Genomic DNA, 13,738 nt, shown 5'->3' with positions numbered 1-13,738 from the left:
TGAAAGGATGATGTTCCATGAGAGAAATCGATGATATGATGAGACGCTTGCGTACAAAAGGAATTCAAGTAGAAAAAGTCAAAATGCCGAAAGAGACAACCATTGAAAAGAAATGGATGTATCAAGCTGGCAAGAAAATCAAAGCCACATACCGTGATTTCAATGGGTATTCATTCATCTAAAAAAGACTGCGGTCAAAAACCTACAGTCTCTTCTTTGGAACCGTGATCGTATAACGTACACCTAGATCATCATTATCAATAGATATAGACGCTTGATGCATGGAGAGAATTTTTTTGACAATGCTTAATCCGATACCGAATTCGCCCTTTTTTCCCTTACTAAAAGGTTCGTATAGGTTGGATAGCATATGTTCTTCAATTGGAGGACCGTCATTACGAATGACAATGCGTATTTGATCCTCTTCCTGTTTCATTTGAATGTCAATTTTACTTTTTGCGTAGCGAAGTTGATTTTCTAGTACATTCTCAAATAATTTGCTCCATTGTTCTGGATCGCCTTCAAGAGCAGCCTCATCATCTAAGTCCACGTTCCACTGCAATTCATTTTTCGACCAACGTATTCGGTCGACCACTTCCAGCATCGTATTACTGAGCAGGAAGGAAGCATGTGCAGGGTGTTGATTTGATAAATAATCAAGTTTTGTTAAGTACAGCAAATCCTTGATTTTCTTCTCAAGCTTTTCCGCTTCACCTTCAATGACTTCCACCGTTTGTTCAAGATCTCCCTTAGGAAAAATACCATCTTTAATCGATTGTGTATAGCCGCGGATGACCATGACAGGTGTCTTTAAGTCATGTGATATATTTTGCAAAAGAGTCCGTTCTGTTTCATCCTTTTGAATGAGTTTTTGTCTCATTTCTTCTATGGTATGACCAAGCTTTCCGATCTCATCTTGACGGTCAACGATGACAGGGTCGTCCCAGTCCTCTTGTGCAATCCGCTTCACGTGCTTTTCAAACGCAACGATTGGACGGGATAAATAGCGAGCAAGCCAAATCGATGGAATCCAGCTTAATAAAATAACGGTGCTCAAGATAAAGATCAGCTGTTTAAACAGCGTAAAGGACAGGTCGTCTCGATAAGAGTCTGGCGCATAAGACAACAGAATATATTGTGTATTGCCTGTTGATACTTTTTTGATGACAAAAAAGATGTGCTGGCCGTTCACCTCTTCAGAATAGCGTTTCGTTGCGCTTTTTTGTTTTTTCACAAAGGCTTGAATTTTCTCAATAAAAGCGTGCGGGAAAAATTGCGCCATTTGGTTTAATTCATCTGACGGAATCAGAATGTGCTGCACCGAGCGGTTTTCCGGTGTAGACTTTGGTGAGCCGTCTCGGTTCAACGGGTATTCTGTGAGCACCTGTTGTTCATTTTCGATATTTTTATAAATTTCATTCGTGAAAAAGTTTCGTAACGTATTGGAAAATAGGATGATCAGGACAATCGAGATGGTGAGCAAAATACCAGAGATGACGATCCAAATTTGAAAAGCGAGTGGTTTGTTCTTCATCCTTTTAGCATCCTATAGCCAAATCCATAGATGGTCTCGACCTTTAAGTCGGGCATTTTTTTGCGCAATCGTCTGACAAGGTCATCCACCACACGATCTGTCCCGAAGTAATCGTGTCCCCAAATTTTGACGAGAATATCTTCACGAGAAAAAGCATGTCCTTGATGATGTGTAAATAAAAGCAGCAAGTCAAATTCTTTAGAAGTTAAGTTAATGAGCTGATCTCCTTCATACACCTCTCTTACATCCTCATGAATGACATAGGAGGAGACGGGTGTGACACTTTGCTGTTGCGGTGTATCGCTGTTTTTGTATACAAGCTCAAGCAGCTTTTGTACCCGAATGATCAGCTCGCGCGGAAGAAATGGCTTCGCAATATAATCACTGCTTCCCAGCTCTAAACCGAGGACACGATCGATATCTGCATCGCGTGCTGAAATGAAAATGACCGGTACGTCAGGTGATGCGGCTTTAATTTCCTTAATCAGTGTGTAGCCATCAGTATCAGGCAGCATGATATCTAAAATCCATAGATGCGGCGGCTTGTTCATCGCTTCGCGTGCCGCTTCTCCGGTTAAAAAAGAGGAGACATTCCAATTTTCACTTTCTAAATATTTGGTTAAAAGTTCGTTTAAGTTTTGTTCATCTTCCACTAAATAAATGGTGTACGACAAAGTCTTCCACATCCTCTCAACGTCATTATAACGGGATACAAAGGCGGCATGTCAATAATCACATGCTTTTTTCACAATTTCACATATTCTTCTCATCATTATCCCATAATGTTTGTTTATGATAAGCTCAAGGGAAAAAAGGGCATAGACAAAAGGCAGTTCAATAGGTGCTTTTCACGAATGTGCGCACCTTGCTTTTTTTCTATGAATAAGTATTATATAATTTGACATATTGTCATGTAGTATCTTCAATGATGTTGCCATTAAGAGGACATGAGTCCTATCTACACATATGAATCAAGCAAGTCATGAACATGATGTAAAGGAGTGTAAGCGATGGATTTCCGAAGAGAAGATGAAGAGAAGAAGTTGAATCAACAAGAAGATGTACATCAAGAGAATGAGAAACAAATAGACGAACCTGAAAAAGAAAAGGAACTCGTTTTTCAACCTCATGAAAACGAAGCTTCTGCGACTCAGGAGAGTGTGACAAACCATTCTCCTCAAATGGGAGATGACCGTGCGTCGAAAAAGGAGAAAAAGCGGAAAGCAGCATGGCTCAGTCCGATCCTTGGAGGAATTATTGGCGGAGGCCTTGTGCTTGGCATTACACCGCTTTTGCCGCAGTCACAGGACACAGCCGCAAATAATCAAACGCAAACAGCGTCAAGTGAACCGGCGACCTCTGAGAATTTCTCAACAAAACAAATCACCAATGCCACGAATGTTTCTGATATGGTAGAAGATTTAGAGCCAACCATTGTGGGGGTCTCAAACTATCAAACTACTCAAAATTCGTTTGGCCTTAGCGGCGATTCAACAGAAGCTGAAGCTGGTACGGGTTCTGGTGTCATCTTTAAAAAAGATGGCAAAAAAGCATACATTATTACAAATAACCATGTAGTCGAGGGTGCCAATAAACTGAAGGTCACACTTTATGACGGAAAAACAAAAGACGCAAAGCTTGTCGGCAGTGACGTGATGACAGATTTAGCTGTTGTCGAAATCAATGCAGACGGTATTGATAAAGTGGCGAGCTTTGGTGATTCTTCTAAGCTCCGTGCTGGAGACAAAGTGATCGCAATTGGGAACCCGCTTGGCGCCCAGTTCTCTGGTACTGTGACAGAAGGAATTATCAGTGGTCTTGATCGTACAGTTGAAGCGAACACGTCATCTGGTACAGTGGAAATGAATGTACTGCAAACAGATGCAGCGATCAATCCAGGAAACAGCGGTGGACCGCTTATCAATACAGATGGTCAAGTTATCGGTATCAACAGCTTAAAAATTAGCGAAAGCGGTGTGGAATCACTCGGCTTTGCGATTCCAAGTAACGATGTCAAACCGATTGTAGATGAGCTGTTGAAAAACGGAAAGGTTGAACGTCCTTACCTTGGCGTACAAATGATTGACCTTGAGCAAGTGCCTGAAACGTATCAAGAAAATACGCTTGGCCTATTTGATAAACAAATCGGCAAAGGGATTTACGTAAAGGATGTATCAAAAGGATCACCTGCACAAAAAGCAGGTTTGAAGTCTGGAGATGTCATCATCAAGTTTAAAGGGAAAAACGTGGCAAATAGCTCTCAGCTGAAAGAAATTTTGTACAAAGAAACAAAAGTTGGCGATAAAACGACAATGACTGTTATTCGTGAAGGGAAAAACAAGAACCTAGATATTACTCTTGGACAGTCTGAAACTGAATAAATGAAAAAAACAGGTGGACGTTAAAGGTCTACCTGTTTTTTTATGCTTATTTTTTTGAAGAGAGTGTACGTAATATGATTTTTTCCCATATGCTCCAAGGTAAGAGTTGCTTTGCTGTAAATGAAAGTCGCACTCCTTTCCCAATCGGATATCTCAGCTTTTTCAGCCGCTTCTTCTCGGCTAATCGGATTACAAGGTCTGCGACGTCATGCGGGTCCCCGTAGTTTGATTTCTGGGCATTGATATGAGCCATCATCTTTTGATAGAGGTGTATGTATTTTGAGCCTTCTTCTGGCTGTAACATGTGCTCGTTCATAGACGTGTTCCAAATATTCGTTTGGAAAGAGCCTGGTTCGATCAAGGCTGCCTGTATACCGAACGAGGCAAGCTCAATGCGCAAGCTCTCTGTGTAGCCCTCTAAAGCAAACTTGGAGGATACATAAGGAGAAAGTGCGGGCATTCCCATTAATCCGCTGATGCTGCTCATATTGAATATCTTTGCACCATGTGTCATAAACGGAAGGACGGCTTGTGTCACTTCCATGACACCGAAAACATTGACATTAAATTGCTGGCGGAACGTATCAACAGGAACCTCTTCAGCAAAACCCGCATAGGCTGTTCCTGCATTGTTGACAAGCAAGGTAATGGGGGCGTAAGTATGTAGCTTTTTCTGAAATGCTTGAATCGACTTCGTATCGGTCACATCTAATGCTTCAATATGTATTGCTTCAGATAAAGAGGCTTGCTCAATTTCTTCAGCAAGCTTTTTCGCATTGGCTTCCTGCCTGACACCTGCAATCACTGTGTGTCCTTGCTTGGCGAGGCCTATCGTGATGAGCTTGCCAAAGCCGCTATTGGCACCAGTTACAATGGCTGTCCTTTTCATTATCTCGTACCCCCTTTTGTTTCAATTTACCATAGCCCGCTCTTTTAATGAATAACGAAAAGAAGGATGGAGAAGAATAAAAAGCGATGATTAGAAATAGGAGGAAACACATGATGTGTTGGAAGAAAGCGGGACAAATAGGAGTGCTGCTTCTTATGCTGTCTGGCTGCCAATCGATCGAGCCGCTCCAGCAAACAAAGGAAGCAGAAGCAGAGAGTCTCTCAGCGGTTCAAATGAAGGAACTTCCATTTGAGCATCTCCACCTGCACGTTCAATACGGGCAGAAAAGCGAATTATACGAAGCCACTTATCGTCAGGCAAAAGGCAAAGAAGAAGCACTGATTCGTGATCATATGAACGGTGTCCGCTATGAAGGTGAAGAAGCATTACGCGAGATGAAGATGAAGCTAAATGATATGTCTGTTCCTAATGCGCAGATCAATGAAACGTATGTAAATGAGCTATTAGCTGCTTTTAATTTAGGTGACGATTATCAGCGAATTCAAGTCGATATGAAGCTTGAAGATGGGACCAAACGTACATTCCAAAAGAAGAAGTAAAACGGAACTTTCTCATTTTTCAATTGAAAATGATTTTCAAAATCACTTAAATCTGATACACTAAATTGAGTTAAGTGATCTTTTGCGTCTATATATAGACGATATTTCATATAAAAAATTTGCATGAGAAAAGGAGCGTTTGAGCGGAATGAGTGCCATTTCTACTGAAGGTTTAAGCTTAGGCTACGGAGAAACAATGATCATAGATGAACTAAATGTATCGATCCCTAAGGGTGAAATCACAGTATTTATTGGCAGCAATGGATGCGGTAAATCCACGCTACTTCGCTCTTTGGCCCGTCTCATGAAGCCAATGGGTGGTTCTGTCCTGCTTGAAGGTCATTCCATTGCCAAATTACCAACAAAGGAAGTAGCGAAACAGCTTGCTATTCTTCCGCAAGGACCAGAAGCGCCAGAAGGATTAACCGTGCATCAGCTAGTGAAGCAAGGCAGATATCCTTATCAAAATTGGCTGAAGCAGTGGTCAAAGCAAGACGAGGAAGCAGTGAATCGTGCTTTGAAGTCAACGAAGATGGAAGACCTTGCTGATCGAACGGTCGATTCATTATCAGGTGGACAAAGGCAGCGTGCATGGATTGCGATGACGTTAGCGCAGGAGACGGATATCATCTTGTTAGATGAGCCGACGACGTATTTAGACATGACGCATCAAATTGAAATTCTTGACCTTCTGTTTGACTTAAATGAAAAAGAGCAGCGCACGATTGTCATGGTTCTTCATGATCTGAATCTCGCATGTAGATATGCTCATCACCTTGTAGCGATTAAAGACAAGACGATTTACGCAGAAGGAAGACCAGAAACAGTCATTAATTGTGATCTTGTGAAAAATGTCTTTGATATGAACTGCCAAGTGACAACAGATCCTTTATTCGGAACGCCATTATGCATTCCGCATGGCAGAGGACGCTGTATTGTGCAGCAAGCGCAAGCGGAGACATTTCTCGCTGCAAGATAATCGAATGTCAAAAGCCTGACATCTGTTACGTACAGAGTCAGGCTTTTTTCTGAAAAAAGGAGCGGAAGATCAATGGGAAATGAACTAGATGAAAAGCTGGAAGGCTTGCTTGAGAAATATACTGAGATGCTGCTCGGCGAATCAACAGACGCACTGAAACAAGATGTGAAACAGTGGATCATCTATTCTCATATTGCAAAAAATATGCCGCCTCTAGCAAAGCACTTTAATGAAACGTATCCAGAGGCTAAGGAAGAAATCAAAGAAACCATTCAGCGGATCAAACAAATGAACGAAGCTCATCGAGCGAATCAAGATCGTTAAAAAAACTGCCAGCACTACACTGGCAGTTTTTCTTTATGACATTTGTGATGGTCCGTATGGAGATTGTTCTGTCAGTGTTTGCTGGAATTTCTGGTGTGCCTGCTGGAGCTTTTGCTCTTCAGCGGTTTCAACAGAATACCAGCCATATCGGAACATGACATCATATAAATGTCTTTGTGTTTTCTGAGTTTCTAGCGCAATCCGCTGAATATCTTGATAAAGAGATTCATGACTGAATTCGTTGAGCGCTGTGTTGTATCCGCTTGTCATATATTTTTCAGTGGACAAGAGATCTGTGATGAAATCACGATCGTTCATGTTTGTTGTCGTGGGAACCGGTGTTTGTGGATTCCCGATTTTTTGTTGGTTTTGCTGTTCCATGTTTTTTCCTCCTATTGCATAAAGCTAGTAGACTGGTCTTGCCCTGAGCTGCCTAAATGCTGAAGAATTTGTGTGTAATGCTGATGGTGCATTTGACCAACTTGATTTAATTCCTGTTTCAATGTTTGGTCCTGGCAATGCTCGGCCATAAAGTGAGCCTTTTTCATAGCGATCAAGTTCCAATTCAGCATATCCTCTAAGTACAAGGAATCCTTTACTGAAATGACTTGCGGGGGCATATTCATTTGCTGATTGTTCAAGGTGTGTTCCTCCTTACAATTTTGTTTCCTTACTGGTTCTTTTTATATTGCTGATTTTGACTAGTCTTTTTTCCGCCTAGGTCTGCTTCCTGTGATGGACCTGCGTTTCCTTTTACACTTGCAGCACTTACGCCTGCTTTCGATGGGTTTTTCTTCAAACGAGACATGTGGACATCACCTCCATTCTTACAATGCCCTCTCATCTTTAATTCATACGCCACAAAGTAAGGCACATGAGAATGTGTAAATTTTTGAAATCCGCTCTTGAACTGTTTCGGAAAATCTTTTAAGATAAAGAAAGAGGCATTGCTTTTTTTTGCACAAAAAATGAATGACTGTTCATTCAAAATGTTTAGGGGGATATTTATGGGCAAACATATTCGCAAGGCAGCTGTCATTGGTTCAGGTGTCATGGGCTCAGGCATTGCTGCGCATCTAGCCAATATCGGGATACCAGTCACATTGCTAGATATTGTGCCAAACGAACTGACAAAGGAAGAAACGGCAAAAAAGCGAACGCTTGATCACCCTAGTGTTCGGAATAGATTAAGTCAAGAAGCGATGAAAAAATTATTAAAGCAAAAGCCAGCACCTCTTACTTCAGCAAAAAACCTATCATACATCACACCGGGAAATCTCACAGACCACCTTTCCTTATTACATGAAGCTGACTGGATTATTGAAGTCGTTACTGAAAAGCTCAGCATCAAAAAGCATGTATTCTCTCTCATCGACGAACACCGCAAAGAAGGCAGTATCGTATCAAGCAATACATCCGGAATTTCGGTTGGAAAAATGGCAGAAGGCCGATCAGAGGATTTTAAACGCCACTTTTTAGGCACACATTTTTTTAACCCAGCTCGTTATTTAAAGCTTTTAGAAATCATTCCTATTCAAGAAACAGATCCAGAAGTACTTCAATTTATGAAAACGTTTGGCGAGGATGTACTTGGGAAAGGCGTCGTTGAAGCGAAAGATACGCCGAATTTTATTGCCAATCGTATTGGTACTTATGGACTCCTTGTTACAGTGCGTGAAATGCTTGAAAACAAATACACCATTGGAGAGGTGGATTCGGTCACAGGACCCCTCATTGGAAGACCGAAAAGTGCGACCTTCCGTACACTTGATGTCGTAGGGCTCGACACGTTTTTCCATGTAGCCCGCAATGTATATGACCAAGTCGAAGGTAAGGAAAAAGAAATTTTCCAGCTTCCTGAGTTTATTGAAAGAATGCTTGAAAAAGGTTGGATTGGCAGCAAGGCAGGGCAAGGATTTTATCAAAAAAATGGGAAGGCCATTTTAGAAATTGATCCTGTGACGCTCACATACGGAGAACGAACGAAGCTGAAAGATCCAGGCATTGAGATGGCGAAGCAGCAAAAAGGAACGAAAGCGAAATTGAAAGCGCTTATTTATCAAGAAGGCCGTGCAGGGGAATTGCTCTGGAACATGACGGCACCTGTGCTCCTTTATTCAGCTCAGTTAACAGGCGAAATTGCGGATGATATCCAGTCCATCGATAACGCAATGAAATGGGGATTTGGCTGGCAGCACGGTCCATTTGAGCTTTGGGATGCAATTGGTGTAAAAAAAGCAGTCGAGCGCATGGAAGCGGAAGGTCACAGCATCCCGCAGTGGGTGCAAGACATGCTGTCAGAAGGACACGACACATTCTATCAAGAGAATGCTGATGGAGAGCGCTCGTTTTATCACAACGGGGCTTATGAACAAGAAATAGGGAACGAAAAGAATATTTCCTTAGCAAAATTGAAAAAGAAGCACGGCGTGATTTTTAAAAATGCTGGTGCGAGCTTAATTGATATCGGTGATGATGTCGCCTTGCTCGAATTTCACTCCAAAAGCAATGCCATTGGACTAGATGTCATTGACATGATCAATCGCGCTGTCGATGAGGTGGAACAGAATTATAGAGGGCTTGTCATCGGAAACCAAGGGAAGAACTTCTGTGTTGGTGCCAATCTTGCTCTGATTTTAATGGAAGCTCAGGACGATAATTTCTTTGAAATTGACTTTGTGATCCGCCGCTTCCAGCAGGCAATGATGAAGGTGAAATATAGCGACCGTCCAGTCGTTGCTGCACCGTTTGGCATGACATTAGGAGGCGGAACAGAGGTTTGTCTGCCGGCAGCAGCTATTCAAGCGTCCAGTGAAGCATACATGGGTCTTGTTGAAGCGGGAGTTGGACTGATTCCAGGCGGCGGTGGAAACAAAGAATTATACCTTCGCCATCTGCAAGGATCAGCTAAGCCGACACAGACCGCTATACAAGATGCCACGCTGAAAACATTTGAAACGATAGCAATGGCTAAAGTATCTACTTCGGCTGAGGAAGCGCGGGATATGAACATGCTCCGCGTGAGTGACCGAATCAGTATGAACGGGGACCACCTGATCTATGATGCGAAACAACTGGTGCTCTCTCTTGATGAAGCGGGTTATCGTGCACCGCTCAAGCAGAAGGTGCCCGTCATGGGAGAAACAGGCTATGCAGCAATGATATTGGCTGCTGAAAATATGAGACTGTCTGGATACATTTCAGAGCATGACATGACCATTGTCAAAAAATTAGCTCATGTCATTTCCGGCGGGAAACTGCCATTTGGAACAGAGGTAGAGGAGCAATACTTATTAGAGCTTGAAAGGGAAGCCTTTTTAAGTCTTGTAGGAGAAGTGAAATCACAGGCACGCATGCAGCACATGCTCGTCAAAGGAAAACCTTTACGTAACTAAGGGGGAGTCAAAATGAGAGAAGCAGTCATTGTCGCTGGCGCGAGAACACCAGTAGGGAAGGCGAAAAAAGGATCGTTAAAACATGTTCGGCCTGATGATATGGGCGCATTGTGTGTAAAAGAAACATTAAAGCGTGCCGGTAATTACGACGGACAGATAGATGATTTGATCATCGGGTGTGCAACACCAGAAGCGGAGCAGGGGTTAAATGTGGCTCGGAATATTGGAGCGTTAGCAGGACTTCCGTATACAGTTCCTGCCATCACCATTAACCGCTACTGCTCATCTGGTCTTCAGTCAATCGCTTATGCGGGTGAACGAATCATGCTCGGTCAGGCAGAAACAATCTTAGCTGGTGGCGTCGAATCGATGTCACAGGTGCCGATGATGGGTCACTCCATTCGTCCGAATGCTCATTTGGCAGAACAAGCGCCTGAATACTACATGAGCATGGGACACACGGCAGAGCAGGTGGCGCAAAAGTATCAGGTCACTCGTCAAGATCAGGACGCCTTTGCGGTAAGAAGTCATCAAAAGGCAGCCAAAGCATTACAGGAAGGAAAGTTTTCAGATGAAATTGTATCCGTTGATGTAACTGAGCGGCGGGTAGGGGAGCAATTTCAATTAGAAGAACATCAATTCACGTTTTCACAGGATGAAGGCGTAAGAGCGGGGACAACGGAAGAGATTCTTTCCACTTTGCGTCCAGCTTTTTCAACAAAAGGCACGGTGACCGCAGGGAACTCTTCGCAAACAAGTGACGGGGCTGCGTGTGTGATGATGATGGATCGTGAGAAAGCATCCTCACTTTCCCTTCAGCCGCTCGCTAAGTTCAGAGCGTTTGCTGTTGGCGGTGTACCGCCTGAAGTGATGGGGATCGGTCCAATTGAAGCCATTCCACGTGCGCTGAAAATCGCTGGACTTGAGCTGAAGGATATCGGCCTGTTTGAATTAAACGAAGCATTTGCCTCTCAGGCCATTCAAGTCATTCGTCATTTAGGAATTGATGAAGAGAAAGTGAATGTCAATGGCGGGGCAATCGCGCTAGGACATCCGCTGGGCTGTACAGGAACGAAATTGACACTGTCACTCATTCATGAAATGAAACGGCGAAATGAGCAGTTTGGCATCGTCACAATGTGTATCGGCGGGGGCATGGGAGCAGCAGGAATTTTTGAATTGATCTAAAGGGGGAAAACAGAATGAAAGCAATGGAAGAGGTAAAAAAGGGTGGAAGCTTCTTAATTGATGAAACGAATTATGAGCATATCTTTACACCAGAGGATTTCTCTGATGAGCATCAAATGATTGGTAAGACAACAGAGGATTATATTTTACAAGACGTTGTTCCATATATAGATCAAATTGAAAATCATGAATTTGAGCATTCCGTCAGGCTTCTTAAAAAGGCTGGAGAGCTTGGGCTGCTAGGAGCCGACGTGCCTGAAGAATTCGGAGGGCTCGGATTAGATAAAATCAGCTCAGCCATTATTACTGAGAAATTTTCCAGAGCAGGGAGCTTCTCGCTTTCCTATGGCGCCCATGTCGGCATTGGATCTCTGCCAATCGTACTGTTCGGAAATCAAGCGCAAAAGGAAACGTATCTGCCAGGACTTGCTTCTGGAGAAACAATTGCAGCGTACGCCCTAACTGAACCAGGATCAGGCTCTGACGCTCTTGGAGCAAAGACAACTGCGGTGTTAAATGAAGCCGGAACCCATTATGTGTTGAATGGGGAAAAACAGTGGATCACAAACTCAGCATTTGCCGACGTCTTTGTCGTATATGCGAAGATTGATGGTGAACACTTCTCTGCTTTTATCGTAGAAAAGGATTTCCCTGGTGTCAAAACGGGACCTGAAGAGAAAAAGATGGGCATTAAAGGGTCCTCGACGAGAACGTTAATCCTTGAGGATGCTCAAGTGCCAAAAGAGAATTTACTAGGTGAGGCTGGCAGAGGTCATGTCATTGCCTTTAACATTTTAAATATCGGACGCTACAAGCTGGCTGTCGGGACAGTTGGGGCGTCAAAACGTGTCATTCAATTATCGGCAGAATATGCAAACCAGCGTAAGCAATTCCAAACGCCCATTTCTCGATTTAGCTTAATTGGTGAAAAGGTAGCCAACATGTCGGCAAAGCTCTATGCGATGGAAAGTGCTGTTTACCGCACAGTCGGATTATTTGAACAGCGCATGGGTCTATTAAGTGAAGAAGACCAAAAGGACGGCAAACAAATTGCCCAGTCCATTGCAGAATATGCCATTGAATGCTCTCTTTGTAAAGTGCTTGGCTCTGAAACTTTAGACTATATTGCGGATGAGGGTGTGCAGATTCACGGCGGATATGGATTCATGCAAGAATACGAGGTCGAAAGAGCCTATCGTGACTCTCGTATTAACCGTATTTTTGAAGGGACAAACGAAATCAACCGTCTGCTAGTCCCAGGCACATTCCTGAAGAAAGCGATGAAGGGAGAGCTTCCACTTCTTCAAAAGGCGCAAACCTTACAGGAAGAGCTCATGATGATGATGCCGGAAGAGCCGGGTGATCACCCGCTCGATCAAGAAAAATATTTACTTGCCCATGCGAAAAAGATTGCCTTAATGGTATCTGGAATGGCGGCGATGAAGTATGGAAAAGCATTAGACAAAGAGCAAGAGATTCTTGTGAACATTGCGGATATCGTCAATGAAATTTTTGCTGCTGAATCGGCAATTCTGCGTACTGAAAAGGCAATCGCTGCATCAGGGCTAGATAAGAATACTCAAAAGCTTGCTTACACACAAATTTTCACGCAGGAGGCTTTCTTAAAAATTGAAGCCCATGCAAAAGAATCCTTGATCGCGATGGAAGAAGGAGATGCACTCCGCATGAGTCTGTCAGCTCTTCGCAAACTGACAAGATTCACCCCGATCAATGTCATCGCTAAAAAGCGCAAAGTGGCGAAACGAATCTTTGAAGCAGAGAAATATATCGTATAAGCGGCGTACCTCAGATTGTTGACAAAGGGCTAAAATGAACTTTATTTTAGCCCTTTGTCTTCTTTTCAGCGTGATAGAAAACTTTTGAAGTCTAGGAAGGACGAGCATCGGAGCGGAGCGAATTTGACATTCGTGAGCACCGAAGCAGAGACCTGACACCGAATGCGAGGGTTTTTCTACACGCTGAGGTGCAGATATCACTCCGCACCTTTTTGTAAGCATACATTTAGGTTTTTAAAATATTTTGTGATAAAATGTTGTCACTATTTGCAGGAGGTGAAAATGGTGGCTTTAGATTTTTATGAATACCCATCTTGCAGTACATGCCGAAAAGCAAAAAAATGGCTGGAAGAACACAATAAAGACATCAACAGCATACATATCGTCGAAGAGACGCCTGATAAAGAAACATTAAAAGCCCTTTATGAAAAAAGCGGCTTAGAGCTGAAGAAATTCTTTAATACAAGCGGACAGAAATACCGAGAGCTGCAGCTGAAAGATCAACTTCCTGCAATGTCAGAGGACGAGCAGCTAGAATTACTCGCATCTAACGGAATGCTGATCAAGCGTCCGATTACAACAGACGGTAAACGAGTCACAGTTGGATTTAATGAAGATACATTTAAAAGCGTCTGGAAATGATGTAACTTTCATTCAGATTGTGGTATCTTCAATATAGATTGAAAGAAAAG

At 42.9% G+C, this 13,738-nt stretch carries 15 protein-coding genes; 9 read left to right on the top strand and 6 right to left on the bottom strand.

Going from position 1 to position 13,738, the window contains the following annotated elements; all coding sequences use genetic code 11:
* The first annotated feature begins 17 nt into the window (after positions 1-17).
* Positions 18-182, top strand: a complete 165-nt coding sequence (spxO, locus tag MHI35_RS15105) for an anti-adapter protein SpxO (protein ID WP_095285802.1) — start codon at positions 18-20, stop codon at positions 180-182.
* Between the two features lie 20 nt (positions 183-202).
* Here spxO and MHI35_RS15100 read toward each other — a convergent pair whose 3' ends face one another.
* Positions 203-1,534 carry a sensor histidine kinase gene (locus MHI35_RS15100; RefSeq protein ID WP_335349312.1) on the bottom strand — a complete coding sequence of 444 codons (1,332 nt, stop codon included), beginning with the start codon at positions 1,532-1,534 and terminating at the stop codon, positions 203-205.
* Positions 1,531-2,208, bottom strand: a complete 678-nt coding sequence (locus tag MHI35_RS15095; RefSeq protein WP_003212732.1) for a response regulator transcription factor — start codon at positions 2,206-2,208, stop codon at positions 1,531-1,533. The genes MHI35_RS15100 and MHI35_RS15095 overlap by 4 nt, the downstream gene beginning before the upstream one ends.
* 336 nt (positions 2,209-2,544) lie before the next feature.
* Here MHI35_RS15095 and MHI35_RS15090 point away from each other — a divergent pair, with 336 nt between their 5' ends.
* Complete coding sequence (locus tag MHI35_RS15090) at positions 2,545-3,915, top strand: S1C family serine protease (protein ID WP_012011204.1); 1,371 nt, start codon at positions 2,545-2,547, stop codon at positions 3,913-3,915.
* Positions 3,916-3,961: 46 nt separating this feature from the next.
* Here MHI35_RS15090 and MHI35_RS15085 read toward each other — a convergent pair whose 3' ends face one another.
* Positions 3,962-4,804, bottom strand: a complete 843-nt coding sequence (locus MHI35_RS15085) for an oxidoreductase (RefSeq protein WP_335349313.1) — start codon at positions 4,802-4,804, stop codon at positions 3,962-3,964.
* Between the two features lie 113 nt (positions 4,805-4,917).
* Here MHI35_RS15085 and MHI35_RS15080 point away from each other — a divergent pair, with 113 nt between their 5' ends.
* From MHI35_RS15080 to MHI35_RS15070, 3 genes are all read left to right on the top strand, one after another.
* Positions 4,918-5,364: a YusW family protein gene (locus MHI35_RS15080; RefSeq protein ID WP_335349314.1), complete on the top strand. Its 447-nt coding sequence runs from the start codon at positions 4,918-4,920 to the stop codon at positions 5,362-5,364.
* A gap of 148 nt (positions 5,365-5,512) precedes the next feature.
* Positions 5,513-6,343 (top strand): ABC transporter ATP-binding protein, encoded by an 831-nt coding sequence (locus MHI35_RS15075; RefSeq protein ID WP_003213584.1) that lies wholly within the window; start codon positions 5,513-5,515, stop codon positions 6,341-6,343.
* 72 nt (positions 6,344-6,415) lie between these two features.
* The gene (locus MHI35_RS15070; RefSeq protein ID WP_211063527.1) at positions 6,416-6,667 is read left to right on the top strand and encodes a YusU family protein; all 252 of its coding nucleotides are present in this window, start codon (positions 6,416-6,418) and stop codon (positions 6,665-6,667) included.
* A gap of 33 nt (positions 6,668-6,700) precedes the next feature.
* Here the strand turns inward: MHI35_RS15070 and MHI35_RS15065 are convergent, their stop codons facing one another.
* Genes MHI35_RS15065 through MHI35_RS15055 form a run of 3 tightly spaced genes read right to left on the bottom strand, consistent with a single transcriptional unit; the run spans position 6,701 to position 7,475 of the window.
* Entirely contained in the window at positions 6,701-7,048 is a 348-nt protein-coding gene (locus MHI35_RS15065; protein WP_335349315.1) for a spore coat protein, read from the bottom strand.
* Between the two features lie 11 nt (positions 7,049-7,059).
* Complete coding sequence (locus MHI35_RS15060; RefSeq protein WP_249407403.1) at positions 7,060-7,293, bottom strand: hypothetical protein; 234 nt, start codon at positions 7,291-7,293, stop codon at positions 7,060-7,062.
* Between the two features lie 44 nt (positions 7,294-7,337).
* On the bottom strand, positions 7,338-7,475 hold the full coding sequence (locus MHI35_RS15055) for a YuzL family protein (protein ID WP_003212904.1): 138 nt from the start codon (positions 7,473-7,475) through the stop codon (positions 7,338-7,340).
* A 199-nt stretch (positions 7,476-7,674) separates the two neighbouring features.
* Between MHI35_RS15055 and MHI35_RS15050 the strand changes: the two genes are divergently transcribed.
* The 4 genes from MHI35_RS15050 to MHI35_RS15035 all read left to right on the top strand — a co-directional run bounded on the left by MHI35_RS15050 (position 7,675) and on the right by MHI35_RS15035 (position 13,688).
* Positions 7,675-10,062, top strand: coding sequence for a 3-hydroxyacyl-CoA dehydrogenase NAD-binding domain-containing protein (locus MHI35_RS15050; protein ID WP_335349316.1), 2,388 nt, complete (start codon positions 7,675-7,677; stop codon positions 10,060-10,062).
* A gap of 12 nt (positions 10,063-10,074) precedes the next feature.
* Positions 10,075-11,250 carry an acetyl-CoA C-acetyltransferase gene (locus MHI35_RS15045; protein WP_335349317.1) on the top strand — a complete coding sequence of 392 codons (1,176 nt, stop codon included), beginning with the start codon at positions 10,075-10,077 and terminating at the stop codon, positions 11,248-11,250.
* 14 nt (positions 11,251-11,264) lie between these two features.
* Positions 11,265-13,046 carry an acyl-CoA dehydrogenase family protein gene (locus MHI35_RS15040; protein ID WP_211063522.1) on the top strand — a complete coding sequence of 594 codons (1,782 nt, stop codon included), beginning with the start codon at positions 11,265-11,267 and terminating at the stop codon, positions 13,044-13,046.
* Positions 13,047-13,331: 285 nt separating this feature from the next.
* Positions 13,332-13,688 (top strand): arsenate reductase family protein, encoded by a 357-nt coding sequence (locus MHI35_RS15035; protein WP_061410268.1) that lies wholly within the window; start codon positions 13,332-13,334, stop codon positions 13,686-13,688.
* Positions 13,689-13,738: the final 50 nt, after the last annotated feature.

The organism is Bacillus sp. FSL K6-3459 (assembly GCF_038003305.1).
GTDB classification, from domain to species: domain Bacteria; phylum Bacillota; class Bacilli; order Bacillales; family Bacillaceae; genus Bacillus; species Bacillus pumilus_O.
The sequence above is the reverse complement of the archived record's forward strand: the minus strand, read 5'-3'. Positions and strand labels throughout refer to the sequence as shown.